This is a genomic window from Bradyrhizobium sp. ISRA442 (genome assembly GCF_038085055.1).
Lineage (GTDB): Bacteria > Pseudomonadota > Alphaproteobacteria > Rhizobiales > Xanthobacteraceae > Bradyrhizobium.
Genome location: NZ_JALGCN010000003.1, coordinates 311476 through 335348 on the forward strand (window position 1 = coordinate 311476; position 23873 = coordinate 335348).

Sequence of the window (23873 nt, forward strand, 5' to 3'; positions counted from 1 at the left end):
CCTCTCCCCGCAAGCGGGGAGAGGAGGAAGAACTCAATACTTCTTCACCGCAGCCCCGAACGCCAGCCACAGCGCCACCGATGCCAGCCCAAAGCCGCCGAGTAGCAGAAATGTGGGACCGTAGCCGACCCATTGCGCGATCCAGCCGCCGAGTGCAGGGCTTAAGCTCGCGCCGACGCCCTGCACGGTGATGACGGCGCCTTGGCCGAGATTGACGCGGCCGGTGCCGCTGAGCGATCGCGCGACCATGCCGGGGACGGCGACCGTCTGAAGTCCGGTGCCGATGCCGTCGAGCACCTGCATCGGCACGACGCCCCACCATCCCGTGACGAAGAACGCGAGCACGCCGCGGATGGGCAGGAACATGAACGAGACCAGGATCACCGGCCAGTAGTTTCGCTTGCCCGCCACGTGCATGGCGATCAGCGAGGTGGGGATCATCACGCCTTGCGCGACCACGATGGTGGTGGCGACGAAGCTCGGCCCGTTGGCCTGGCTCTCGGCCACCGCCGCAAGTCCGTAGAGCGGCACGATCGCGGCGTTACCGAGATGGAACAGGGCGAGCGCCAGTGCCAGGACGAGCGGCGGCTTGTGCTTGAGGAGCACCGACATGCCGCTCGGCGGGCTGTCGGGGTCGTCTTCCCGACAACCGCGCGCGGCGTGGTTGTCGATCGCCTTGGCCGGAATCATCAGCATGCACGCAATCGCGATGGCGCCGAACGCGGCCGCCAGCACGAACACGGCGCCGTAGCCGAATTTGTAGCCGAGATAGCCCGACAAGGCCGCGCCGACCATGTTGCCGGCGTGGTTGAACGCCTGGTTGCGTCCATTCAGCGCATTGAAGCCCTTCTGCTTGGCGATGCCGAGCGTGATGCCGGTCACCGCCGGAACGATGGCGGCGCTTGCCAGCGATTGTGCGACTTGCGAGAACGTGACCGCCCAGAAATTCTGGGAGATCAGGATGATCGCCGAAGCGGCGACCACGCAGATGCCGGGAATGACGACCCACAGCCGCTTGTTGCGGCTGGCATCGATGAAGCCGCCGACCGGCGTCGTGATCAGCATTCCCGCGACATTTCCGATCGTCATCGCCGTGCCGATCAGTCCGCTCGCCCAACCGCGCTCCTGCAGGAACACGCCGATGAACGGCCCGATGCCCGACTGCATGTCGGCCATGAAGAAGTTGAGCGCGAACAGCGGCCAGAGGCGTAGCGGGGAGGGGGAGCGCGATGTCATCGAAACGCTGAACGTGATACTGTCAAATCGAATTTGGTCTCGTGCAATGGTGATAACGAGCTTCAGTTGATCGCGCCGGCGCGGACGAAGACCTAACCGGCGGTGATCGCGTTGGTTCCGTCCCCCTTGCGGTCACGGCGTCGCGGTGTCACCTCATTGCTATCCCGTCGTCTCTTTCGGATCACGCCATGCCCCTCTGGACCTGCGAAACCTGCGGCGCGCAATTCCCGAACGGCGGGACGCCGCCGACCTCCTGTCCGATCTGCGAAGATGAGCGGCAGTTCGTGAACTGGAACGGACAGACCTTCCTCACCCGAGAGACGCTGGCCGAGCGCCATCGCCTGGTCTGGCGCGACGATCTCGGCCTCACCGGCCTCGCGCTCGAGCCGAGCTTTGCGATTGGCCAGCGCGCGCTGTTGGTGCCGCTCGGCGACGGCTGTGTGATGTGGGACTGCGTGCCGCTGGCAACGCCGGAGGCGATCGCGCAGGTGCGCACCCTCGGCGGGCTGAAGGCGATCGCGATATCGCATCCGCATTACTATGGCGCGCTTGCCGATTGGAGCGAGGCGTTCGGCGGCATTCCGGTCTATCTGCACGCGGATGATCGCCAATGGGTGACGCGCCCCCATGCCTCGATCGTGCACTGGACCGGGAATAGCAATCGCATCTCGGACGACGTGCTGCTCCTGCGCACCGGCGGCCACTTCGCAGGCGCCACCATGCTGCATTGGTCACGCGGCGCGGAGGGCAAAGGCGCGCTGCTTACCGGCGACATCGCGCAGGTGACGATGGACCGCCGCTTCGTCAGCTTCATGTATTCCTATCCGAACTACATGCCGCTCAATGCCGCCGCGGTGCACCGCATCGCTGCCGCGGTCGCGCCGCTCACCTTCGACCGCATCTACGGCGCCTGGTGGGGACGCAACATCGCTGAAGGCGCCAAGGCCGCGTTCGTGGCATCGGTGGAGCGATATATCGCGGCCATCGCCTAAAGCCGCGCGTGGATCAGAATGCGTCTTGCCTTCGCCAAATAACTGTACTAATAGTACAGTTATTAAGCGCGGCGCAACGATGCGTTTGCTGGTTAGGCATGATCGATGCATCGTCGTTTCAGCGGCGCGTTCTGTGGCCGCGCGAGCGGGAGTTGGGCGCATGATGACGCAGCGCGACTACGAGATATTCGAGGCCGGCGACGTCACGCTTCAGTCGGGCACAGTCTTCCCCGCGATGAGGCTCGCCTACAAGACCTATGGCACGTTGAGCCCGGCGAGGGACAACGTCATCCTCTATCCGACCTCGTTCAGCGCGCAGCACTACGACACCGAGTGGCTGATCCAGGTGGGCGGCGCGCTCGATCCCGAGCGCTACTTCATCATCATTCCGAACCTGTTCGGCAACGGCCTGTCGTCCTCGCCGTCGAACTCCGCCGCGCCGTTCCCGAAACTGACCTATCACGATGCGATCGCGGTCCAGCACCGTCTGCTCACCGAGCGCTTCGGCATCTCAAAGCTCGCGCTGGTCTATGGCTGGTCCATGGGTGCGATGCAGGCCTATCATTGGGCAGCTTCTCATCCTGATATGGTCGAGCGCGCCGCGGTGGTCTGCGGCAGCGCCCGCTGCGCGCCCTATAATCATGTTTTTCTCGAAGGCGTGAAGGCCGCGCTGACCGCCGATCCCGCCTTCCGCGATGGCCGCTTCGTCGAAAGACCCGTCGCCGGCTTCCGCGCGATGGGGCGGGTCTATGCCGGCTGGGCGATGTCGCACGGCTTCTATCGCGACGAGGTCTGGCGCGAGGCCGGCTTCACCTCGCTGGAAGACTATCTCGTCCGCGCCTGGGACGGCACCTTCGCGCGGCGCGACGCTAACGATCTCCTGGCGCAGATCGATATCTGGCAGAACGGCGACATCGGCCGCTGCGCCGCCTTCGGCGACGATTTCGACCGCGCGCTCGCGGCGATCAAGGCGCATATACTGCTGATGCCGGGCGCGACCGATGGCTACTTCGATGTGCGCGACAATGAGGACGAACTCGGCCGGCTCGCGGGCGCCCGCTCCGCGGTGCTGCATCCGATCCCGTCGATCCACGGCCATCGCGCCGGCAATCCGGTCAACAATCCGCGCGATCACGCCTTCATCAAGGCGGAGATTGCCGAGCTTCTCCGCAAGTAACGCGAGGCGCCGATCATGACTGACGCAACCGTCTCAAAGCCCGGCCACCGCCTGAAGCCGCTGACGCCGGCGATGCTGCGTGAATTGTCGGTCCGCTCCAACCTCAAGGGTTCTGTGCGCAGCCTCGGCCATTATGGCGTGATCGTGCTGGTCGGCGCGCTGATCTGGAAGGTCGATTCAAGCTATGGTGTGCTGCGGGCGCTGCCGCTGATGGCGGTGCAGGGTTACTTCGTCGCCTTCCTGTTCATGGCGGTGCACGAGACCGCGCATAAGACGGCTTTCAGGAGTCGCGGCCTCAACCTCGCGGTCGGCTATCTCTCGGCCTTCACGATCGGATTGCCTTACGAATATTACTGCCTGTTTCACTGGGACCACCATCGCTACACCCAGGATCCGGAGAAGGATCCGGAGCTGATCGTCGGCGTAAAGCCGACATCCGATACGCAGCTCGCGATCGCCTATAGCGGCCTGCTCCAGGTCGCCGGCCGTCTCCGGCTGATGCTCGGCCATGCCGTCACCGGCAAGGTCACCGTGCCCTGGATCCCAGCGAACAAGCGCGCCATCATCGTTCTCGAAGCGCGCGCCTATCTCGCGCTCTATATCGCGCTGCTCGCGATGTCGCTGTGGTTCTCCTCTGCGCTGCTGCTCCGGGTCTGGATTATCCCGCTGCTCATCGGGCAATTCTTCCTGCGGCCGTATCTCTATGCCGAGCATACCGGGTGCGAGCGCACCCGCAGCGCCTTCCACAACACCCGCACCACCTATACCGGCGCCATCGTCAAATGGTTCGCGTGGAACATGCCCTACCACGTCGAGCACCACGCCTATCCCACGATCCCGTTTCACGCGCTGCCGAAGCTCAATGGCATCGTCGACGACGAGATCATCTATCGCGGCCGCGGCTACATCAGGACGACGCGCGAGACCTGGGCCTGGTTTCGCGGGCAGCGGCAGGGGTGAGGCGGGATTGCGCGACGAATACCCGTTGCCGCTGTTTTGCCCGACGTGTCAAACGGTTTTGCGGGCGCGCGAGGCATCGTTCCGCTCTGCCAAGCTACTTTGCATGGGGTTGTTTTTCAGATTTTCACAGGGGGCGGCCTAACGCGGCCTCAACACCAGATCGACCAGGCTCCGCGCATAGGCCGGCGTGATCGGGGCGATGCCGAAGACGTAGCGGTAGAACAGGCTGCCGTAGATGGCATCGTAGAGGTCTTCGGCCGGACCTTCGGCCATGATGCTGCCGTCCACCTGGCCTGCGGCGATCATCTCCACCAACGCATCGCGGCGGAACTGCAGATAGCGTGCATAGAACAGCTCCGCCGATCCGGTCTTCGAGATGCATTCGGAGATCACCGCGAGCTGCACCTTGCCGAACTCGCCTTGCAACGCCTCGGCATAGGCCGAAGCATGGCGACGGGCTCGCGCCGCGTGCGTGCCGGAAGTCGCCGGCGGCAGTGGCAGCATTTGCGCGGCGTGGTGAAGGAAGGCGTCGATCAGGAGCGCTTCGCGCGACGGCCACCATTTGTAGATCGTCATCTTGGAGACGTTGGAGCGGCGCGCGACCGCGTCGATGGTGGTGGCAGCAAGGCCCGTCGCCGCCATCAGCGTGTAGGCGCTTTCGAGGATGGCATTGGTGGTCTCGACCGAGCGGGGGCGGCCACGCCGCGGCGCCGTGTCAGCCGCTTCACTCGTGCCTTTCGCCATGGCCTCGCCCGGTCCTGTTGCGCGGCGCCGCCGTCGCGCTGCGGCCGCTCCGCTCGGCATAGCGCAGCCGCTGCGCCCGGCCTAGCGGAAATCGCGAAGCCTTGCGGCTAGGCGCGCTGCCGCAAGGCTGCGGGCAGGTCCTGCCGCTTCGACCAGGAGATGTAATAGGCGACCGCGGTCATGGCGGCGAAGCCGGCGAGGCTCACCACGATCTGCATCACCACCAGATTGGGCCCGGTGATCAGGACGAGGTGGCCGGCAAACGACAGGAACACGCCGACGCAGAACACCGCGAGCCACTCCTCGCCGCATCTGATGACCGGCTGCAGCGACTTCCATTGCAAGGCCGGATGGTCGGCCCGCACCAGATGCGCGGCGAGGAAGGCGAGTGCGAGGAAATGCACCACGCGGTAAGGCGCGAGGTTCTCCCGGTCGGTCAGCGTGATGCCGTTGAGCAAGACATCCGGCAGGTATGCGGCAAGCGCCGGCGAATGCCGCATCAGCATTACCGCCATCGCGAACAGGAGATAGGCGCCCGCGAGCACGCGCAACCAGGCCATGCCGTGCAGTGCGCGGCTGGGCGCGCCGGTCACGGCGAACCAGCCGCCCAGCACCATCAGCATCTGCCAGCAGAACGGATTGAAGGTCCATTCCTGGTCCGGATAGAGGCGAAAGCTCCAGTCGAACCAGCGCGCGGCGACATACAAGGCGACCGAAGCGGCAAGCATCAGGTTCGGGCGCCGCAACAGACCCCACAACGCGAGCGGAAAGAATGCCATCAGCGGGATCATCAGTTGCAAGAGGTCGAGGTTCAGCGGTTCCTCCTGCAGCACCAGCCCGCGCACCAGGATTCGCAGCGGATGCTCAAGGATGCCGGAGATGTTGTATTCGTGGATGATCTCCGGCGCCATCGATTGCGAGGCGACATAGGCGATGGCGTCGATGTAGATCACGAACAGCACGACATAGGCGGCATAGAGCCGCCAGACGCGGCGGAAGATCCGCGTCACCGCGACGACGTAGCCGCGTTCCACTGCCATCTTGGCGTGGATGATGGCAACGCCATAGCCGACCACGAACACAAAAAGGTCGGCGGCGCCGCTGAAGCCGAAATTACGCAATGTCAGCAGGTTGGCAACATTGTTCGGGATGTGGTCGATGAAAATCGACCAGTTGGCAATCCCGAGCGTCAAATAGAGCCGGGCATCGTGCTGAAATGCGGCGAGGTTCGCCTTGACCGACGGTTTCATCGCAAAAAATGGCGTTTGGAATCAGGGGCGCTGCTTTTAGCGGCAACGATCGCCCTATCCGAGTAGCGATTGCGTGAACGCAGGCCCGGCTCGTTCGGGGACGAAAAATTTCGCGCATCGACCTGTCGATTTCCCGCAACCCCGTTCGTCTTGCAGCCAGCGCAACTTCTGCAAAAGGGGAAACGACATGAGCTCCTATCGTTGGGTGATCGTGGCCTGCGGGGCCCTGATGACCTGCGTCGGCATCGGCGCGATGTTCTCGCTCGCGGTCTATCTTCAACCGATGTCGGTCGACACCGGCTGGTCGCGGACCGGCATTTCGAGTGCCATGACGATCGACTTCCTGGTGATGGGCGCCGCCGGCTTCGGCTGGGGCGCGCTGTCGGATCGCATCGGCCCGCGCGCGGTGACGCTGGCCGGCGCGTGCCTGCTCGGGCTCGGCCTCGTGCTGGCGAGCGGGACGACGTCGCTGATCTCGTTTCAGCTCACCTATGGCGTGCTGGTCGGGCTTGCGGCCGGCGCCTTCTTCGCGCCGATGATCGCAGCCGCCACCGGCTGGTTCGAGCCCAAGCGCAGGAGCCTTGCGGTGTCGCTGGTTTCCGCCGGTATGGGCGTTGCGCCGATGACGATTTCGCCGTTCGCACGCTACTTGATCTCGACTTATGATTGGCGCACGGCGATGATGACGATCGGCATCGCCGCGTGGGTCCTGCTGATCCCAACCGCGCTGCTCGTGCGGCGCGCACCGGTGGAGCGAGCATCAGGTCCAGCGCGCGCCGTCGACGAGCCCAAGCTCAGCGTCGGAGAGGCGCTGCGCTCGCCGCAGTTCATCGTGCTCGCGCTCACCTTCTTCCTGTGCTGCGGCGCGCATTCGGGTCCGATCTTCCACATGGTGAGCTACGCGATCGGCTGCGGCATCGCTCCGCTCGCGGCGGTGTCGATCTACAGCGTCGAAGGCCTGTCCGGACTCGGCGGGCGCCTGCTGCTTGGTCTGCTCGCCGATCGTTTCGGTGCAAAGCCCGTGCTGATCTCGGGGCTCCTGGTGCAATCCCTATGCATCGCGGCCTATCTGTTCGTGAACCGGCTCGAGGCGTTCTATGCGATCGCCGTCGTGTTCGGCACGGCCTATGGCGGCGTGATGCCGCTCTATGCGGTGCTGGCGCGGGAATCTTTCGGCCAGCGCATCATGGGCACCGTGTTCGGCGCCATGACCATGGTCTCGGCGATCGGGATGGCTTTCGGCCCCTGGGCCGGCGGGCGCATCTTCGATGCCAACAATAGCTATGCCTGGCTCTATCTCGGTGCCTCCGGCGTCGCGCTCGCGGCCGTGCTGGTGGCGCTGGTGTTCTCGCCGCGACGCGAGGAGCGGCTACTTCAGCCGGCGTGATCGTCCGGCTTGCGATACGACCGCGCAGGCGTCCTGTCGCCTGCGCTACATGGCCCGGCCGCGGTCCTCTATGGGCGGGCGCCGCCGGCCGGGGGCGGGGGAGGGGCAGCTTCCTCATCACATCCTCTTGATCCCCCGTCCCCTCGCGCTATATCCCGGTTTTCTCCTCTTCGATTTGACCGGGTAAACGCATGACGACCACAGATACGGCTGCGCATACGCAGCCCTTCCAGGCCGAGGTTTCCGAGCTCCTGCACCTGATGGTGCACTCCGTCTATTCGGAGACCGACATCTTCCTGCGCGAGCTCGTCTCCAACGCCTCGGACGCCTGCGACAAGCTCCGCTACGAGGCGATTGCCAATCCGGCGCTCCTGGGCGAGGGCGACGCCCTCAAGATCCGCATTGTTCCGAACAAGACCGCCAGGACGCTCACGATCGCCGACAACGGCATCGGCATGGAGCGGCAGGAGCTGATCGACCATCTCGGCACCATCGCCCGCTCCGGCACCAAGGCCTTCGTAGCGAAGCTGAAAGAGGCCAAGGACGGCCTCGGGCTGATCGGTCAGTTCGGCGTCGGCTTCTATTCAGCCTTCATGGTGGCCGAGAAGATCGTCGTCATCAGCCACCGTGCCGGCGAGAGCGACGTCTGGACCTGGACGTCCTCCGGCGGCTCCGGCTTCGAGATCGCCCGTGCGGGCGAGGAGGACGCCGCCCGCGTGAGGCGCGGCACCGAGATCGTCCTGCACCTGAAGGACGATGCCAAGAAATACCTCGAGACCTACGAGATCGAGCGCGTCGTCGGCGCCTATTCCGACAACATCCTCTTTCCGATCGAGCTCGTGCCGGAAGAGGGCGAGCCGCGCCAGATTAATTCGGCGAGCGCGCTGTGGCAGCGATCGAAATCCGAGCTGACGGCGGAAGACTACAAGAAGGCCTATCAGCAAATCGCGCCCGCTTTCGACGATCCCGCGATGACGCTGCACTATCGCGCTGAGGGCCGCTATTCCTACGCGGTACTGCTGTTCGCGCCGTCGACAAAGCCATTCGACCTGTTCGAGCCCTCACGCAAGGGCCGCGTCAAGCTCTATGTCCGCCGCGTCTTCATCACCGATGATGCCGACCTGTTGCCCGGCTATCTGCGGTTTATCCGCGGCGTCGTCGACAGCGAGGATTTGCCGCTCAACATCTCCCGAGAGATGCTCCAGAACAATCCGCAGCTCGCGCAGATCCGGAAGGCGGTGGCGACCCGCGTCGTCAACGAGCTCGAAAGCCTCGCCGAGAAGGACGCGGAGAACTTCACCAAGATCTGGGACGCCTTCGGCGCGGTGTTGAAAGAGGGCATCTACGAGGACTTCGAGCGCCGCGAAAAGCTGCTCGCGTTGTCGCGCTTCACCACCACCTCCGGCGAGAAGCGCTCGCTCAAGGACGTCGTCGCCGCCTTCAAGCCCAACCAGACCGAGATCTACTATCTCGTCGGCGACAGCATCGAGCGGCTGAAGTCCAGTCCGCGGCTCGAGGCGGCGACTGCGCGGGGCATCGAGGTGCTGCTGCTCTCCGATCCTGTCGATGCCTTCTGGACCTCGATGCCGATGGAGTTCGACGGCAAGCCGCTAAAGTCGCTGAGCCAGGGCGATCTCAACCTCGACCTGATCCCGCGCGTCGACGAGAAAGACGAGGCCAAGAAGGACGAGCCGGCCGCCGATGAGGCTGCCACCATCGCCGTGATCAAGGCTTCGCTCGGCGAGCGCGTCAGCGACGTCAAGGCGTCCACGCGCCTGACCGCCTCCGCCTCTTGCCTCGTCGCCAGCACCGAGGGCCCGAGCCGCGAGCTCGAGCGTATCCTGGCGCAGCAGAACCGCGGCATGCGTACCAAGCCGATCCTCGAGATCAACCTGCGCCATCCGATGGTTGCGGCGATCACCCGGGCCCAGGCCGGCTCCAAGCTGGTCGACGACCTCAGCCTGCTGCTGCTCGAGCAGGCACAGATCCTCGACGGCGAACTACCGGAAGACCCAGCCGCCTTCGCCACCCGGTTGAACCGGCTGGTGCTGCAGGGGCTGGGCAGTTAGCTGCCGTAGCCGAACGCTATCGCCGCGCGTCCGGCTGCGCTCCTTCCCCCTTGCCGGGGAGAGGGGTGGCCCGGCAAAAGGTATCCGTCGTCTTCCCGAAAAACGCAGCGTAATTCGTCCAACAGAGAGAGCGTGCCGTGTGGCACCCTCTCCCTAGCCCTCCCCCGCAAGGGGGGAGGGAACGCATCTCGCGTCTCTTCACTCGTCATTGCGAGGAGCAAAGCGACGAAGCAATGCGGGACTACTTCCGCGGAGACAGTCTGGAATGCTTCGCTGCGCTCGCAATGACGGAGCCGGTGGCACGCCGCCCTTACTCCGCCGCATCCTTCCGCTCCTCGCGCTCCACCTTCACCTCCGGCTTCTTCTCCATCCAGCGTAACAGCAGGTTGGAGAAGCGGTCGAGATAGAGATAGACGACCGGCGTCGTGAACAAGGTCAGTGCCTGGCTCACCAGCAGGCCGCCGACCATGGCATAGCCGAGCGGCTGGCGGATCTCGGCGCCGGTGCCGCTGCCGAGCATCAAGGGAACGCCGCCGAGCAGGGCCGCCATCGTCGTCATCATGATCGGGCGGAAGCGCAACAGCGCCGCCTGGCGGATCGACTGCTCCGGCGTCAGATGCTGCTCGCGCTCGGCGGCGATGGCGAAGTCCACCATCATGATGCCGTTCTTCTTGACGATGCCGATCAGAAGGATGATGCCGATCAGGGCGATGAGGCTGAAATCGAAGCCGAAGATCATCAGGATCGCGATCGCGCCGACGCCGGCCGACGGCAGCGTGGAGAGGATGGTCAGCGGGTGGATGTAGCTCTCATAGAGCACGCCCAGGACCAGGTAGACCACAACGAGCGCGGCGAGGATCAGCATCGGCACGCTGCTCAGCGATTGCTGGAACGCCTGCGCGGTGCCTTGGAAGGCTGTCGCCAACGTCGGCGGCGCGCCCATGTCGCCGACGGCGCGCAGCACCGCGTCGGTCGCCTGTCCCAGCGCCACGCCCTCGGCGAGGTTGAAGCTGATCGTCACCGCCGGAAACTGGCCCTGATGCGCGATCGCGAGCGGCCGCACCGGCTCGTTGGTCCAGGTGCAGATAACCGAGAGCGGCACCTGCTCGCCGGTCAGCGGCGACTTGATGTAGACCTTGTCGAGCGTGTCGAGCTTGCCCTGCAGGTCGGGCGTGATCTCGAGGATCACGTGATAGCTGTTGGTCTGGGTGAAATACTGCGCGACCTGGCGCTGCCCGAACGCGTCGTAGAGCGTGTCGTCGATGAGCTGCGGCTGGATGCCGTAGCGCGAGGCGGTGTCGCGATTGATCGTGAGCTGCAGCGTCGTGCCCTCGGTCTGCTGGTCGGTGGCGACGTCACGGAGCTGCGGTAGACTCTTCATGCTCGCCAGGATCTTCGGCGCCCACTCGTTCAGCTCGGCGAGATTGGCGTCCTGTAGCGTAAACTCGAACTGCGTGCGGGTCGCGCGGCCGCCGAGGCGCACGTCCTGCGAGGCCTGCATGTAGAGGCGGGCGCCCTCGACTTCGGCGAGCTTCGGCCGTAGCCGTGCGATGATCGCTTGCGCATTGGCATCGCGCTCCGCGATCGGCTTCAGCGTGATGTACATGCGTCCCGAGTTCAGCGCCGTGCCGCCGCCGCCGATGAACATCGCAATCGATTCGACGGCGGGGTCGGCCTGCACGATCGCGTTGAGCTCTTCCTGTCGCCGCTTCATCTCGGTGAAGGAGATGTCCTGCGGCATCTCGGAGACCGCTGTCAGGAAGCCGTTGTCCTGCTGCGGGAAGAAGCCTTTCGGGATCAGGATAAACAGCCCGGCCGAGAGCGCGACGGTGGCGAAGAAGATGAGAAGCGTCACGAAGCTGTGCCGCAGCGCGAGGTCCAGCCCGCGCTCATAGCTGCCGAGCAGGCGCTCGAACATCCGCTCGCTCCACTGGTAGAAGCGGCCGTGCCGGGCCTCCTGGTCGGCGCGCAGAAAGCGCGAGGCCATCATCGGCGTCAGCGTCAGTGACACCACCAGCGAGACGAAGATCGCCATCGACAGCGTCACCGCGAATTCGCGGAACAGCCGGCCGATGATGCCGCCCATCAGCAAGAGCGGGATCAGCACTGCGATCAGCGAAATGCTGATCGAGACGATGGTGAAGCCGATCTCGGCCGCGCCCTTGTAGGCGGCGGCGAGCGGTCTCTCACCTCGCTCGACATAGCGCGTGATGTTCTCCAGCATCACGATGGCATCGTCGACGACGAAGCCGACCGCGATCGTCAGAGCCATCAGCGAGAGATTGTCCAGCGAGTAGCCGAACACCCACATCAGCGAGCAGGCCCCGAGCAGCGCCAGCGGCACGGTAATGCTCGGGATGATCGTGGCCCAGAAGCTGCGCAGGAAGATGAAGATCACCATCACCACCAGCGCGATGGTGATCATGAGCGTGATCTGCACGTCCTCGACCGCGGCGCGAATGGTGATGGTACGATCGCTGATGATCTTGATCTTGATCGCAGGCGGGATCGCCGCGATCAGCCGCGGCAGTTGCGCCTTGATGCGGTCGACGGTCTCGATGACGTTGGCGCCGGGCTGCTTGAAGATGACCAGGAACACGCCGCGCTGGCCGTCGGCCCAGGCCGCGGTCTTCATGTCCTCCGGCCCGGCCACCGCCGCGCCGATGTCGCGGATCCGTAGCGGTGCGCCGTTGCGATAGGCGACGATGACGTCCATCCAGTGCGCGGCCTCGAGGAGCTGGTCGTTGGCGTAGATGGTGTAGGCGCGTCGCTGACCGTCGATGTTTCCTTTCGGGCTGTCCGAGGTCGCGGTCGCGATCTGGCCGCGCACGTCCTCCAGCGACAATCCCTTGGCGACGAGCTTGGCCGGATCGACCTGGATGCGCACGGAAGGCTTCTGCTGCCCGCCGACGAACACCTGCGCCACGCCGGGAAGCTGGCTGATCTGCTGCGCGAGCTGCGCGTCGGTGCGGTCGCTGACGGTAGTCAGCGGCAGCGCGTCGGAGGTCGCCGACAGGATCATGATCGGCGAATCCGCCGGGTTGACCTTGCGATAGGTCGGCGGCGAGGGCAGGTTCTTCGGCAACTGGCCACTTGCCGCGTTGATCGCGGCCTGGACGTCGTTGGCGGCCGCGTCGATCAGGCGGTTGAGATCGAATTGGATGGTGATCGATGCCGAGCCGAGCGAGCTCGTCGAGGTCATCTGCGTGATGCCGGGGATTTGCGCGAGCTGGCGCTCGAGCGGCTGCGCCACCGAGGAGGCCATCGTCTCGGGGCTGCCGCCCGGAAGGGATGCGGACACCTGGATGGTCGGAAAGTCGACCTGAGGCAGCGGCGCGACCGGCAGCAGCGGATAGGCAACGAGGCCCACGAACAGGATGCCCGCCATCAGCAGCGAGGTGCCGATCGGATAGCGGATGAACAGAGACGAGAAGCTCTCTTGCATGCCCTGAAACCATCGACTGGCCAGCGCATCTTCTCCTCGCATGCGGCGGAGTCGCGCCCGAGAGCCCGAGCGCGAATGTGCGTTTCCTTCAGCCCTTATGTTTGTTGATGACCCCGGACCATCGTTGCTCCGGGGCCGGCGTTGTCTTGAGAGAGTAGTCCGTTCGCCCAGGCCTGCGAACGGAATCCTGCGCCGGATGCTTGCGACCTTTGTCGAAGGAATCGCGGCAGCGAGATATGCGTTCTATGCAGACCGATCGTGGGCCTCTTTCTTCGTTCGTGCCCCGTGTGACGCCGCGTCGCAACTTTTTCGAGCGCGCGTCACAAGCGGGAGAGGTATGTTCAGGAACGGTCGCTTTTTGCGCGGTGTTGTGCCATATCGAAATGGCATAACGCCTGCTGTCGCCAACGATTTGAGGAAAGTTTCCGATGCGCCTACCGCTCCTGACCATCATGGCGATTGCCACGCTGCAGGCCGTCGCGCCGGCGAGTGCCCAGACCTACGATCCGCGCTATCCGGTCTGCATGCACGTCTATACGCCCGGCGGCTGGGGCGGCGGCGGTGACTATTACGACTGCTCCTTCACCTCGCTGCCGCAGTGCCGTGCCACGGCTTCGGGCCGCTCCGCGAGCTGCGACCTCAATCCCTACTACGCCTTCAATGAGCCCCCGCCGCCACCACCGCCGCACCGGCGCCACAAGAAGGTGTACTAGCGCGTACATCTTCCGATTGCGCGGGGCCCGTTGCTGATGCGGCTTCGCCTGTGCGTCACGAGGGCAAGGTCATGCGCCACGCATTCGGTTTGATCATGGCCGCCGGTGTCGTGCTGGCGGCCGCTCCAGCTCATGCGCAGACCTTCGATCCGCATTTTCCCGTCTGCATGCACGTCTATTCCGGCGGGAGCGGCGGTGGCGGCGACCGGTACGACTGCTCCTTCACTTCCCTGCCGCAATGCCGTGCGACGGCCTCAGGGCTCTCCGCAAGCTGCGATCTCAATCCGTACTTTGCCGCCAACGAACCGCCGCGCCGCTATCGTGGGAGGCCCGACTAGCAACGTCGGCGTGCTCGAGACCGACATCGACGCCAAGCTCGCGCGCTGTGTCTTAGCCGATTATGATGGGGCACCGAATGAGGCGCCATACACTCGGCTCCCCTCCCCCCTTGCGGGGGAGGGTAGGGGAGGGGGCAGCCCAGGAAAAGGTCTTCCCATCGTTGAGAGCGAATGCGAGGCCTGTCGTCAGATAGAGAGTGTGTGCCGTGTGGCACCACCCTCCCTAGCCCCAAGGGTGGAACGCTCCGCAGTTTTGGCGCTAGCCTCGTTCAACGCGTCGCTACTCCTTCTTCACGCCCGAGAGTGCCACCACCTTGCGCCAGCGGTCGGTCTCTGCGGTGAGCATGGTGCCGAATTCGCCGGCATTGCCGTGCAGCGGGATCGCGCCGAGCTCGGCGATGCGGGTCTTGATCTCAGCGTCGGAGAGCGCGCTGTCGATCTCGCGATTGAGGAGATCGATGATCTCGTGCGGCGTGTCGCGCGGCGCGCCGACGCCGTAGAAGGAGCTCGTCTCATAGCCAGGAAGCGTGTCGGCGATTGGCGGAACGTCCGGCAAGATCTCCGAGCGCTCGTGCGTGGTCACGCCGAGCGCGCGCAGCTTGCCGGCCCGCACCAGCTCGAACGACGAGGTGACGTTGTCGAACATGCCCTGGATCTGGCCGCTCATTACGTCGGTCAGTCCCGGCGCCGAGCCGCGATAGGGCACGTGGGTGAACTGAACGGCGGCAAGCGCTTTGAACAGCTCACCCGAGAGATGCAGCGAGGTGCCGATGCCGGATGAGGCGATCGACATCTTGCCGGGATTGGCCTTGGCATAGGCAATGAAGTCGGCGACGGTCTTCACCGGCAGATCGTTGTTGACGACCAGCACCAGCGGAATGCGCGCCGCGCCGGCGACTGGTGCGATGCCCTTGGCGAAATCGTAAGGCAGTGCCGGATCGAAGGATGCATTGATCGCGTTCGCGGTCGAAGTCAGCAGCAGCGTATAGCCGTCCGGCGCAGACGTGATCACAGCCTGCGTGCCGATGTTGCTGCCGGCGCCGGGCTTGTTCTCCACGACGAAGGTCTGGCCGAGCCGTTCGGACAACCGCTGGCAGATCAGCCGCGACAGCACGTCGGTGGCGCCGCCCGGCGCATACGGCACCACCCATTTCACGCTGCGCGACGGATAGGACGGGTTGCCGATCGCAAAGGCACGCGGCGTGGCGAGGGTCGTGGCAGCACAGGCGGCGGTACGGAGAAAAGTGCGTTTCGTTATCATTGGTCTTGCCTCAACAAGGAAACCGAAGCTGCGTCCACGCTCTCCTCTTCCTTCTTGCCTTGGAGAAGGTGGCGCGAAGCGCCGGATGAGGGGTTGTCTCCACTCGCGAGATTGTCGGTGTGGAGAGAGACCCTCACCCGCCGAGCTGCGCCCGGGACCTCTCCCACAAGGGGGAGAGGGTGAGCACTCGTTCGGCGTCATAACTTTGCTATCGCAAGAATTGCGCCGGCTCGCACGCCGTTCCCTTCGGCTTGGTAAAGGATGGCTGCATTTAATCGTCAGCTAACCGGGTTTTACCTTGTCTCTTAACGCCTGATCAGGAGCCCACGGGCTAAGCTGGAGGGAATACGCAGAAGCGGCCCGAAAGAATGAACGACATGATCACCGGCGTCATCGAGCAGCCGAAAGCGGCGCGCCCACCGTCGGCTTCAAAAATCTGGCTGAAGGCGATCGAGCTCACCGCGCGCATCGAGACGTTGCCGGGCCGGCTGTTCGCCGACGTCGTCGAGGACTGGGCGCGGCGCCAGCCCGATCGCGCGGCGCTGGTGATCGAGGACGCAAGTCTCGACTATGAGGGATTGTCGAAGCGCATCAATCGCTATGCGCGCTGGGCGCGCTCGGTCGGCGCGAACAAGGGCGACACCGTCGGCTTGATCATGCCGAACGGCATCGACTATGTCGCCGCCTGGCTCGGCATCAGCCGCGCCGGCGCCGTCGTGGCTCTGATCAACACCAAGCTCGTCGGCCCGTCGCTGGCGCATTGCATCGACGTCGCAAAGCCCTCGCACATCATCATCGCGCATGACCTGACGGAGGCGCTGGACGGCGCGACGCCGCATCTGAAGACGCGGGCCAAGATCTGGACCCATGGCGACGCCCGCAGCGAACGCGCCATCGACGTTGCGCTCGCGGCGCTCGACGACGGTCCGTTGTCGCAAGAGGAGCATGGCGACGTCACCATCGATGATCGCGCGCTCCTGATTTACACCTCCGGCACCACCGGGCTGCCGAAGGCGGCCAGCATCAGCCATCGCCGCATCCTCAACTGGGGCTTCTGGTTCGCCGGCCTTGCGGGCGCGACGCCGCAGGATCGGCTCTACGACTGCCTGCCGCTGTTTCATTCGGTCGGCGGCATCGTCGCGCCCTGCAGCATGCTCGCCGCCGGCGGCTCGGTGGTGATCGCGGAAAGGTTCTCGGCGTCGAACTTCTGGCACGACATCGTGCGGCACGACTGCACGCTGTTCCAGTATATCGGCGAGCTCTGCCGCTATCTCCTCAAGGCGCCGCCGTCCGAATACGAGAATCGCCATCGCCTGCGGCTCGTCTGCGGCAACGGTTTGCGCGGCGACATCTGGGAGGATTTCCAGGCGCGGTTCGCCATTCCCCGCATCCTCGAATTCTATGCAGCGACCGAGGGAAATTTCTCGCTGTTCAATGTCGAGGGTCAGCCCGGCGCGATCGGTCGCATCCCGCCGCTGCTTGCCCATCGTTTTCCTGCAAGTCTCGTCAAGCTCGATCCCGACAGCGGCACAGCCTTGCGCAATGAAGAAGGCTTTTGCATCGCCTGCGCCCGCGGCGAGGCCGGCGAAGCCATCGGCCGCATCGGCACGGCGGACGAGGGCGGCGGCCGCTTCGAGGGCTACACCGACGCCGCCGAGACCGAGAAGAAGATTCTTCGCGATGTCTTTGCCAATGGCGATGCCTGGTTTCGCACCGGCGATCTGATGCGGATCGACGACAAGGGCTTTTTCCATTTCGTCGATCGCATCGGCGACACCTTCCGCTGGAAGGGTGAGAACGTCGCGACCTCCGAAGTGAACGACGCCGTGCGCGATTTCACCGGCGTGGTCGACGCCACCACCTACGGCGTCAGCATTCCCGGCACCGACGGCCGCGCCGGCATGAGCGCGATCGTCGTGAACGAAGGCTTTGACATCGCGGCCTTGCCCGCGCATCTAGCACAGCGCCTGCCGACCTACGCGCGCCCCGTCTTCGTCCGCATCTCGCACGAGCTCGATGCGACCGAGACCTTCAAGCAGAAGAAGGGCGATCTCGCACGCGAGGGGTTCGATCCGGGTGCGATCTCCGATCCGCTGTTCATGGTCGACCCGAAATCCGGCGCCTACGTTGCGCTGGATTCGGAGACCTATGCGCACATCATCGGCGGCGCGATCAGGCTGTAGAGGAATGATGAGGCCACGTCGTCACCACGACAACGGTGCGCTCCCTCCCCCTTGCGGGGGAGGGCCGGGGAGGGGGTAGCCCAGGAAAAGGTCTGTCGGTCGTCTCAGACGCCGCAACGCAGCTTCGTTTCCACAAAGTTCGTTTGCACAGACAGAGCGTGCCGTGTGGCACCCCCCTCCCTGCCCCTCCCCCGCAAGGGGGGAGGGAATGAAAGAGTGGTGCCCGCCTCACTCGGTCTGAGCGGACGTCTCACTCGCTCATCTCGAAGATTCGCGTCGACGGCGCAGCAAATCAGAAGATGCGTCCAATTTTACCTGAATTGTCCAAGAGGCCATTTACTTCTGTCGGGTAAACAACGTGAGCCTTGGGAGGCGGTCAGCAAGAGCCGCCGCAACACGAACGATCGATAGCAAAAGCGAGCCAGCCATGTCGGTAAGGTTAAAGGTCATTGAAGCGATCAAGCAGATCGCCAAAGAACAGCACGTCGCGCTTCCCGAACTCTCGGACGATCTGTCCCTGCACGAGACGGGCTTCGACTCGCTCGCTTTCGCCATCCTGGTCGCGCGCCTCGAGGACGAGACCGGCGTCGATCCCTTCACCATTTCCGAGGACGCAGCGTTCCCCGCCACCGTGGGTGATTTCGTGCGGGCCTACGAAAATGTCCCCGCGTGAGATCTTTGCGCTCCGCGACCATCTCGGCGCGGAGTTGAAGGGGCGCACCCTCTCGGACGCACACAATAGCGTGTCGCTGACCGATATCCTGTCGCAGACGGTTTTGGGCGGCCGTCTGCGCGAGCTGTCCGGCCGCGCGGTGCTGCTCAAATTGTCCGATCAGCTCCGGTCGGGCCTTACGATGATCGAGCTCGACGGCATCGCCCGCCGCATGTTGCTGTGCCCGCCGGATCTCAATCCGGCGCATCTCGACGCGCTGATCGCCGATGCCGGGATCGATGCCGTCGTCACCGACGAGCCCGACCGCTGGGCCGATCGTGGTGTTGCGCTGGTTATCACCGCACGATTGCCGCTCACGCCGACCACACCGGTGCAGACCGAACGCGCCACCGAGTGGCTGATGCTCACCTCGGGAACGTCAGGCGTGCCGAAGATCGCCGGTCATACGCTGGAGGCGCTGACCGGCGCGATCGTCGCCGAAGGTCCCGCGCGCGGACCCGCGCCGGTCTGGGCCACATTCTACGACATTCGCCGCTATGGCGGCCTGCAGATCTTCCTCCGCGCCATCCTCTCCGGCGGCTCGATGGTGCTCTCGGACCCGCATGAGGCGCTCGCTGATCATGTCGGGCGGTTGAATGCGCGCGCAGTTTCTCACATCTCCGGCACGCCCTCGCATTGGCGCAAGCTGCTGATGAGCGGCTCGGCGGCGCAATTCGCCCCGCGCTACGTTCGCCTGTCCGGCGAGATCGCCGACCAGGCGGTGCTCGATGGGTTGAAGGCGGCGTTTCCGATAGCCTCGGTCGGCCATGCCTATGCCTCGACCGAAGCCGGCGTCGGCTTTGCCGTCAATGACGGGCTCGAAGGCTTTCCTGCCGACTATCTCGGCAACCGCAACGGCGTCGAGATGAAGGTCGTTGACGGCTCGCTGCGCATCCGCTCGACGCGCACGGCCCACGCCTATATCGGGCGCAACGCCACTGCACTCACCGACGATGACGGATTTGTCGACAGCGGCGACATGGTCGAGCTGCGCGGCGACCGCTACTATTTCGTCGGCCGCCGCGGCGGCATCATCAACATCGGCGGGCTGAAGGTTCATCCCGAGGAGATCGAGGCGGTCATCAATCGTCATGCCGACGTGCGGATGTCGCGGGCCAAATCGCGGCGCAGCCCGATTACCGGCGGCATCGTCGTCGCCGACGTGATCCTCGCCGACGGCACCGATCCGGCGCGGGCGACGGAGATCCGCGATCAGATCCTGGATCAGTGCCGCTCGCAGCTCGCCTCGCACAAGGTCCCGGCGGTGATCCGCTTCGTCGAGGCGCTCGACGTTACGCCGGCCGGAAAACTGGCGCGCACCGATGCATAATGTCCTCGTCACCGGCGGCAGCCGCGGCATCGGCCTTGCCATCGCAAGGCGTCTGGTTGGCGCCGGCTACAACGTGATCGCGGCGGCGCGGCGCGAGAGCGAGGAGCTCAAGGCCGCGATCGCCGAGTCCGAAGGCCGGCTGCATTTCCGCGCCTGCGACCTCGCCGTGATCGACGCGATCCCGGCCTTTGCAAAGCTCGTGCGCGACGAATTCGGTGCGATCTACGGCCTCGTCAACAATGCCGGCCTTGGCACCGAAGGCCTGCTCGCGACCATGCACAATTCCGAAATCGAGGCGCTGGTGCAGCTCAACGTGCTGTCGCCGATCATCCTCACCAAATATGTTGCGCGCCAGATGATGGCGGATGGTGCGGGGCGTATCATCAACATCTCCTCCATCATCGCCACTACCGGCTACAACGGCCTGTCGGTCTACGGCGCGACCAAGGCCGCAGCCACCGGGTTCACCCGTTCGCTTGCGCGCGAGGTGGGTAAGCTCGGCATCACCGTGAACGCGATCGCGCCCGGCTTTATCGACACTGAGCTCACGCACAATCTATCGGATGATGGACGCAAGCGTATCGCCGGCCGCAGCGCGTTGCGGCGCCTGCCGGAGACGGACGACGTCGCGCGCATGGTGGAATATCTGCTCGGCGAGGGCGGTCGCAACGTGACCGGTACCGTCTTCACAATCGACGCGGGAAATACGGCGTAAGCGGAACTCGGCCTTTCGTAACTGAGTTGATCCAGCCCAATTTCATTTCCCCGGATTTGGTCGTAAGATGCTCCGCAATCGGTTGGGTTACGTCAATCGATCTGCCCTAATCGACAGGGAGCAGTCCATGACCGCTGCGAACCAGGGCCGGGCATCGGCAGAGCCGTCGCGCGCAAAGTCGGATGAGATCAACAGCCAGCCGATGTCAAATCAGAATTCCGGCGATCATGGTCACGAAATGTACCCGCAGCAATTCGTCCGGCTCGTGGGCTGTCACGGCGTGCCGGCATCAGCGCTGCGCAGGCCGCAGGACGAGAAGCTGCACTAGCGCGCAGCGGCGCAGGTCCGGTGCTTCGGCAGGTCAATCCGTTCGAATGAAAATTCCGGCGGCCCTTCGGTGAGGCGGCGAATGCGGCGCTCGCGCTCGTCTGCCGGCAGCGCGGGATCGAGCAGGCGATCGATCTCGTGCACCGCGATCTCCTCGATTTTGGCGAAGTCCGATTTGATCGTTGCGCGGGACGGTGGCGACGCCGCGGGTGCATGCTTCAGACCGATCTCGATCAGCCTCCAGATCGCATCCGAGCGTACCAAATGATGGGCCTCGGCCCAAGCATCGACGGCGGCGGTCAATTCTTGCGGCATCTTCACCGCGCTGATCACCTCGCGCCCAGCATGCGGAAGCACTGGAGTGGCGGGGTCCTTGCTACCGACGTCAGGCACCTTGATCATCCCGAACGATCCCTCAGATGATCGAATAGTAAGCAAAGCCCCGTCCGGCTGTTTGATGCCGATCAATGATCGCCGCGGCAATGCGGCGCGGCGCGATCTTGTTGTCCGGGCCTGATTCAGCCAATGATCGGCATTGGAGGGCGCCGGCCGGCGAACCCGGATCGATCCTGCCACGTATCTCTCTCGGACGCACTTCCCAACCATTCGGGATCACGATGACACCAGGCGATTCCTTCTACGGCAGCATTCGCGTCTTCCGCGGCTTCACCAGCCTGATGGATCCCGCCCTCTATGCGCCGCTGCCGGACGACTGGAGCATCGGTGTCGCCGACATCGTCGATTCCACCAAGGCGATCGCGGCGCAGCGCTACAAGGCGGTCAACATGGCCGGTGCCGCGGTGATCGCGTCCGTGACCAACGCGCTGGAGGGACGGGAATTCCCCTTCGTGTTCGGCGGCGATGGCGCGAGCTTTGCGGTAGCGCCATCCGATCTCGACCGCGCCCGGGAGGCGCTGGCGGCGACCGCGACCTGGGTGCGGGAAGATCTCGATTTGAAAATGCGCGTCGCGCTGGTGCCGGTGAGCGCCATTCGCGCGCAAGGTCTCGATGTCCGCGTCGCGCGCTTCGGTCCGTCGGCGAATCTGTCCTATGCGATGTTCTCCGGCGGGGGGGTGGGGTGGGCCGAAGCCGCGATGAAGCGCGGCGAGTTCGCGGTCGCCCCGGCGCCGGCGGGCACGCAGCCGGATCTCTCCGGCCTGTCCTGCCGCTTCGAGGAGATTCCGGCCTCGCGCGGCCTGATCCTGTCAGTGTTGGTGGTGCCGGCGCGCAGCGCCGATCCCAAAGCCTTTCGGAAGGTGATCGAGGATGTGATTCACATCGTCGAGCGCAGTCCGGATGCCGGCCGTCCCGTGCCGCCGCAGGGACCGCCCTTGAGGTGGCCGCCGCAGGGGCTCGACTACGAGGCGCGGGCGGCACGCGGCGGGCCGTTGTTCACGCGCCGCGCCGGCGTGCTCATGTACACGCTGTTCGCCTATCTGATCATGCGCTTCGACATCAAGATCGGCGGCTTCGTGCCGAAGCTCTACAAGCGACAGGTGGTCGAGAACTCCGACTTCCGTAAATATGACGATGGCCTGCGCATGATCCTCGACTGTACGCCGGAGCTCGAGCGCGCTCTCAGTGAGCGTCTTGCAGCCGGCGCGCGCGATGGTGTCGTGCGCTATGGACTCTACCCGCAGGACGCGGCGATGATGACCTGCTTCACGCCATCGGCGCTGCGCAGCGATCACGTGCACTTCATCGACGGCGCGCGGGGCGGCTACGCATCGGCGGCAACGGCGCTGAAGGCGATGATGGCGGGCACGAGCTAGTGGCCGACCCGGCTCCAGGTCTCGCCGCCGCAGAGCGCGCCGACACAACCTTCGACCCGCAAGCTTTCCGTTCCAGTCACCGTGATGCTGCTCGCATAGGTGCTGCCATCGTCGGCATTGTAGATCTGGCCCGACCATTTGTTCGGACCTGTGGGCTGCATGCCGCTGAACAGCGGCAAGCCGATGATCGGGCGCCGGGCGAGCGCAGGATTGGGGTTCTTGCTGTCGGTGGCGGGCTGTCCGGTCGCAGTATCGTAGGGCTCCCGCAGCCAGACGATGACGCCGCAGATGCCGCCGCCGCATTTGCTGACCTTCACGCGCGCATCGCCGGCCTGGGTCAGCCAGGTGCCGCTCGCGTCAGCGCTCTGCGCATGGGCGGCGGTCGCACCACACAGCGTAGTCAAAAGAATAGTGAAAACGGCGAATCTGTTGAACATGGAGAGCCCCGAAAATGGAGGCGCCTCCATACCAGCAAATCACGATAGTGCAACGCCGGGCGGAATCACATTCCTGCGTTGATTTGCCCCAGCGGGATCACCAAGGCAGGCCGCAGAGATCGATGGTGCCGAGACGTGGCGCGCGGACGATATCGAACACGAAAGGCGCCATGTATTCGAACCGGATCCGCCCCTCCGGCTGCTCGCAATAGATATCGCCGGTGAAGCGGTGCCAGTTTCGGGCCTCATAGAACCCGAAATTGTGCGGCTCGCAGACCAGGAGCGCGAAGCGGACCGCCTCGTTGGCCCGCATGGTGTGGACCGCGGCCTCAAGCGCCATCGTCGCGTAGCCGCGGCCGCGTCGGTCCTCGCGCGTGCAGACGCCGCCGATCCCGCTGACATGGACCTTGCGCCCGTTCCAGATGATGGTGCGGAAGTAGATGCCGACATGGCAGACCAGGCCGTCCTCCGGCGTCTCGATCAGCACGCGGAGATCGGCATTGGCCCATTTGACGTGCCGCCAAGGCTGCTTCTCGACGATCTGCGGTCCCCAGACCGCTTGATGCAGCGGCTTCGCGATCGGCCACGACGCGTCGCCGTTCAGGATGTCGATCTCGATGCTCATTGCTCTGTCTTTCGCATCTCCGCTCGGAAGGTGCATTCGTTCTGCCATAAACGCCTCAAAGGCAATGACATTTTGCAGCGAACCGGCAACCCGGCTGGACATCCGTTTCCCGCGACGAAGCTGCAATCGGGTCATGCCGTCGCATCAGGCATTTTCGCAAATTGGCGGTATTTAACGCCGCAGGAACCTTCTATAAGGGG

General features: G+C 64.7%; 21 protein-coding genes. 13 read left to right on the top strand and 8 right to left on the bottom strand.

Annotation, left to right across the window (positions count from 1 at the left end; genetic code table 11):
• Positions 1–33: 33 nt before the first annotated feature.
• Entirely contained in the window at positions 34–1236 is a 1203-nt protein-coding gene (locus MTR72_RS07765; RefSeq protein WP_280968251.1) for an MFS transporter, read from the bottom strand.
• A gap of 188 nt (positions 1237–1424) precedes the next feature.
• On the opposite strand from MTR72_RS07765, the gene MTR72_RS07770 reads away from it, so the two are divergent.
• The 3 genes from MTR72_RS07770 to MTR72_RS07780 all read left to right on the top strand — a co-directional run bounded on the left by MTR72_RS07770 (position 1425) and on the right by MTR72_RS07780 (position 4365).
• A complete protein-coding gene (locus MTR72_RS07770; protein WP_280968252.1) occupies positions 1425–2228 on the top strand; it encodes an MBL fold metallo-hydrolase in 804 nt (267 codons plus the stop codon).
• A gap of 160 nt (positions 2229–2388) precedes the next feature.
• Positions 2389–3405: an alpha/beta fold hydrolase gene (locus MTR72_RS07775; RefSeq protein ID WP_280968253.1), complete on the top strand. Its 1017-nt coding sequence runs from the start codon at positions 2389–2391 to the stop codon at positions 3403–3405.
• Positions 3406–3420: 15 nt separating this feature from the next.
• Positions 3421–4365, top strand: a complete 945-nt coding sequence (locus MTR72_RS07780) for a fatty acid desaturase (RefSeq protein ID WP_341510276.1) — start codon at positions 3421–3423, stop codon at positions 4363–4365.
• Between the two features lie 138 nt (positions 4366–4503).
• Here the strand turns inward: MTR72_RS07780 and MTR72_RS07785 are convergent, their stop codons facing one another.
• Positions 4504–5109, bottom strand: a complete 606-nt coding sequence (locus tag MTR72_RS07785) for a TetR/AcrR family transcriptional regulator (protein ID WP_280968255.1) — start codon at positions 5107–5109, stop codon at positions 4504–4506.
• A gap of 107 nt (positions 5110–5216) precedes the next feature.
• Entirely contained in the window at positions 5217–6359 is a 1143-nt protein-coding gene (locus MTR72_RS07790) for an OpgC domain-containing protein (protein WP_280968256.1), read from the bottom strand.
• 187 nt (positions 6360–6546) lie between these two features.
• Between MTR72_RS07790 and MTR72_RS07795 the strand changes: the two genes are divergently transcribed.
• Together MTR72_RS07795 and htpG are read left to right on the top strand one after the other, a co-directional pair.
• Positions 6547–7746 (top strand): MFS transporter, encoded by a 1200-nt coding sequence (locus MTR72_RS07795; RefSeq protein WP_341510277.1) that lies wholly within the window; start codon positions 6547–6549, stop codon positions 7744–7746.
• Between the two features lie 191 nt (positions 7747–7937).
• Entirely contained in the window at positions 7938–9815 is a 1878-nt protein-coding gene (gene htpG / locus MTR72_RS07800) for a molecular chaperone HtpG (RefSeq protein WP_280968258.1), read from the top strand.
• Positions 9816–10125: 310 nt separating this feature from the next.
• Here the strand turns inward: htpG and MTR72_RS07805 are convergent, their stop codons facing one another.
• Complete coding sequence (locus MTR72_RS07805; RefSeq protein WP_280968259.1) at positions 10126–13260, bottom strand: multidrug efflux RND transporter permease subunit; 3135 nt, start codon at positions 13258–13260, stop codon at positions 10126–10128.
• A gap of 428 nt (positions 13261–13688) precedes the next feature.
• Here MTR72_RS07805 and MTR72_RS07810 point away from each other — a divergent pair, with 428 nt between their 5' ends.
• Together MTR72_RS07810 and MTR72_RS07815 are read left to right on the top strand one after the other, a co-directional pair.
• The gene (locus MTR72_RS07810; RefSeq protein WP_280968260.1) at positions 13689–13973 is read left to right on the top strand and encodes a DUF3551 domain-containing protein; all 285 of its coding nucleotides are present in this window, start codon (positions 13689–13691) and stop codon (positions 13971–13973) included.
• A 71-nt stretch (positions 13974–14044) separates the two neighbouring features.
• The gene (locus MTR72_RS07815) at positions 14045–14311 is read left to right on the top strand and encodes a DUF3551 domain-containing protein (protein ID WP_341510278.1); all 267 of its coding nucleotides are present in this window, start codon (positions 14045–14047) and stop codon (positions 14309–14311) included.
• Between the two features lie 280 nt (positions 14312–14591).
• On the opposite strand, the gene MTR72_RS07820 is transcribed toward MTR72_RS07815, so the two are convergent.
• On the bottom strand, positions 14592–15572 hold the full coding sequence (locus MTR72_RS07820) for a Bug family tripartite tricarboxylate transporter substrate binding protein (protein ID WP_280968262.1): 981 nt from the start codon (positions 15570–15572) through the stop codon (positions 14592–14594).
• Positions 15573–15940: 368 nt separating this feature from the next.
• Here MTR72_RS07820 and MTR72_RS07825 point away from each other — a divergent pair, with 368 nt between their 5' ends.
• The 5 genes from MTR72_RS07825 (at position 15941) to MTR72_RS07845 (ending at position 20840) form a co-directional block, all read left to right on the top strand.
• Positions 15941–17755 carry a long-chain-acyl-CoA synthetase gene (locus MTR72_RS07825; RefSeq protein WP_280968263.1) on the top strand — a complete coding sequence of 605 codons (1815 nt, stop codon included), beginning with the start codon at positions 15941–15943 and terminating at the stop codon, positions 17753–17755.
• A gap of 427 nt (positions 17756–18182) precedes the next feature.
• On the top strand, positions 18183–18428 hold the full coding sequence (locus tag MTR72_RS07830; RefSeq protein WP_280968264.1) for an acyl carrier protein: 246 nt from the start codon (positions 18183–18185) through the stop codon (positions 18426–18428).
• On the top strand, positions 18415–19797 hold the full coding sequence (locus MTR72_RS07835) for a class I adenylate-forming enzyme family protein (protein WP_280968265.1): 1383 nt from the start codon (positions 18415–18417) through the stop codon (positions 19795–19797). The genes MTR72_RS07830 and MTR72_RS07835 overlap by 14 nt, the downstream gene beginning before the upstream one ends.
• The gene (locus MTR72_RS07840) at positions 19790–20512 is read left to right on the top strand and encodes an SDR family NAD(P)-dependent oxidoreductase (RefSeq protein WP_280968266.1); all 723 of its coding nucleotides are present in this window, start codon (positions 19790–19792) and stop codon (positions 20510–20512) included. The genes MTR72_RS07835 and MTR72_RS07840 overlap by 8 nt, the downstream gene beginning before the upstream one ends.
• A gap of 127 nt (positions 20513–20639) precedes the next feature.
• A complete protein-coding gene (locus MTR72_RS07845) occupies positions 20640–20840 on the top strand; it encodes a hypothetical protein (RefSeq protein WP_280968267.1) in 201 nt (66 codons plus the stop codon).
• Here MTR72_RS07845 and MTR72_RS07850 read toward each other — a convergent pair.
• Entirely contained in the window at positions 20837–21241 is a 405-nt protein-coding gene (locus MTR72_RS07850) for a hypothetical protein (protein ID WP_341510279.1), read from the bottom strand. The two genes, MTR72_RS07845 and MTR72_RS07850, sit on opposite strands and share 4 nt — an antisense overlap.
• A gap of 215 nt (positions 21242–21456) precedes the next feature.
• Between MTR72_RS07850 and MTR72_RS07855 the strand changes: the two genes are divergently transcribed.
• On the top strand, positions 21457–22611 hold the full coding sequence (locus MTR72_RS07855; protein ID WP_280968269.1) for a DUF3095 domain-containing protein: 1155 nt from the start codon (positions 21457–21459) through the stop codon (positions 22609–22611).
• Here the strand turns inward: MTR72_RS07855 and MTR72_RS07860 are convergent.
• Together MTR72_RS07860 and MTR72_RS07865 are read right to left on the bottom strand one after the other, a co-directional pair.
• Positions 22608–23048: a DUF2147 domain-containing protein gene (locus MTR72_RS07860; RefSeq protein WP_280968270.1), complete on the bottom strand. Its 441-nt coding sequence runs from the start codon at positions 23046–23048 to the stop codon at positions 22608–22610. The two genes, MTR72_RS07855 and MTR72_RS07860, sit on opposite strands and share 4 nt — an antisense overlap.
• Positions 23049–23145: 97 nt before the next feature.
• Complete coding sequence (locus tag MTR72_RS07865) at positions 23146–23673, bottom strand: GNAT family N-acetyltransferase (protein ID WP_280968271.1); 528 nt, start codon at positions 23671–23673, stop codon at positions 23146–23148.
• Positions 23674–23873: the final 200 nt, after the last annotated feature.

Coding starts and splice junctions, on each gene's coding strand:
- MTR72_RS07765 (WP_280968251.1), bottom strand. CDS start 1,236: ATGACATCGCGCTCCCCCTCCCCGCTACGCCTCTGGCCGCTGTTCGCG.
- MTR72_RS07770 (WP_280968252.1), top strand. CDS start 1,425: ATGCCCCTCTGGACCTGCGAAACCTGCGGCGCGCAATTCCCGAACGGC.
- MTR72_RS07775 (WP_280968253.1), top strand. CDS start 2,389: ATGATGACGCAGCGCGACTACGAGATATTCGAGGCCGGCGACGTCACG.
- MTR72_RS07780 (WP_341510276.1), top strand. CDS start 3,421: ATGACTGACGCAACCGTCTCAAAGCCCGGCCACCGCCTGAAGCCGCTG.
- MTR72_RS07785 (WP_280968255.1), bottom strand. CDS start 5,109: ATGGCGAAAGGCACGAGTGAAGCGGCTGACACGGCGCCGCGGCGTGGC.
- MTR72_RS07790 (WP_280968256.1), bottom strand. CDS start 6,359: ATGAAACCGTCGGTCAAGGCGAACCTCGCCGCATTTCAGCACGATGCC.
- MTR72_RS07795 (WP_341510277.1), top strand. CDS start 6,547: ATGAGCTCCTATCGTTGGGTGATCGTGGCCTGCGGGGCCCTGATGACC.
- htpG (WP_280968258.1), top strand. CDS start 7,938: ATGACGACCACAGATACGGCTGCGCATACGCAGCCCTTCCAGGCCGAG.
- MTR72_RS07805 (WP_280968259.1), bottom strand. CDS start 13,260: ATGCAAGAGAGCTTCTCGTCTCTGTTCATCCGCTATCCGATCGGCACC.
- MTR72_RS07810 (WP_280968260.1), top strand. CDS start 13,689: ATGCGCCTACCGCTCCTGACCATCATGGCGATTGCCACGCTGCAGGCC.
- MTR72_RS07815 (WP_341510278.1), top strand. CDS start 14,045: ATGCGCCACGCATTCGGTTTGATCATGGCCGCCGGTGTCGTGCTGGCG.
- MTR72_RS07820 (WP_280968262.1), bottom strand. CDS start 15,572: ATGATAACGAAACGCACTTTTCTCCGTACCGCCGCCTGTGCTGCCACG.
- MTR72_RS07825 (WP_280968263.1), top strand. CDS start 15,941: ATGAACGACATGATCACCGGCGTCATCGAGCAGCCGAAAGCGGCGCGC.
- MTR72_RS07830 (WP_280968264.1), top strand. CDS start 18,183: ATGTCGGTAAGGTTAAAGGTCATTGAAGCGATCAAGCAGATCGCCAAA.
- MTR72_RS07835 (WP_280968265.1), top strand. CDS start 18,415: ATGTCCCCGCGTGAGATCTTTGCGCTCCGCGACCATCTCGGCGCGGAG.
- MTR72_RS07840 (WP_280968266.1), top strand. CDS start 19,790: ATGCATAATGTCCTCGTCACCGGCGGCAGCCGCGGCATCGGCCTTGCC.
- MTR72_RS07845 (WP_280968267.1), top strand. CDS start 20,640: ATGACCGCTGCGAACCAGGGCCGGGCATCGGCAGAGCCGTCGCGCGCA.
- MTR72_RS07850 (WP_341510279.1), bottom strand. CDS start 21,241: ATGATCAAGGTGCCTGACGTCGGTAGCAAGGACCCCGCCACTCCAGTG.
- MTR72_RS07855 (WP_280968269.1), top strand. CDS start 21,457: ATGACACCAGGCGATTCCTTCTACGGCAGCATTCGCGTCTTCCGCGGC.
- MTR72_RS07860 (WP_280968270.1), bottom strand. CDS start 23,048: ATGTTCAACAGATTCGCCGTTTTCACTATTCTTTTGACTACGCTGTGT.
- MTR72_RS07865 (WP_280968271.1), bottom strand. CDS start 23,673: ATGAGCATCGAGATCGACATCCTGAACGGCGACGCGTCGTGGCCGATC.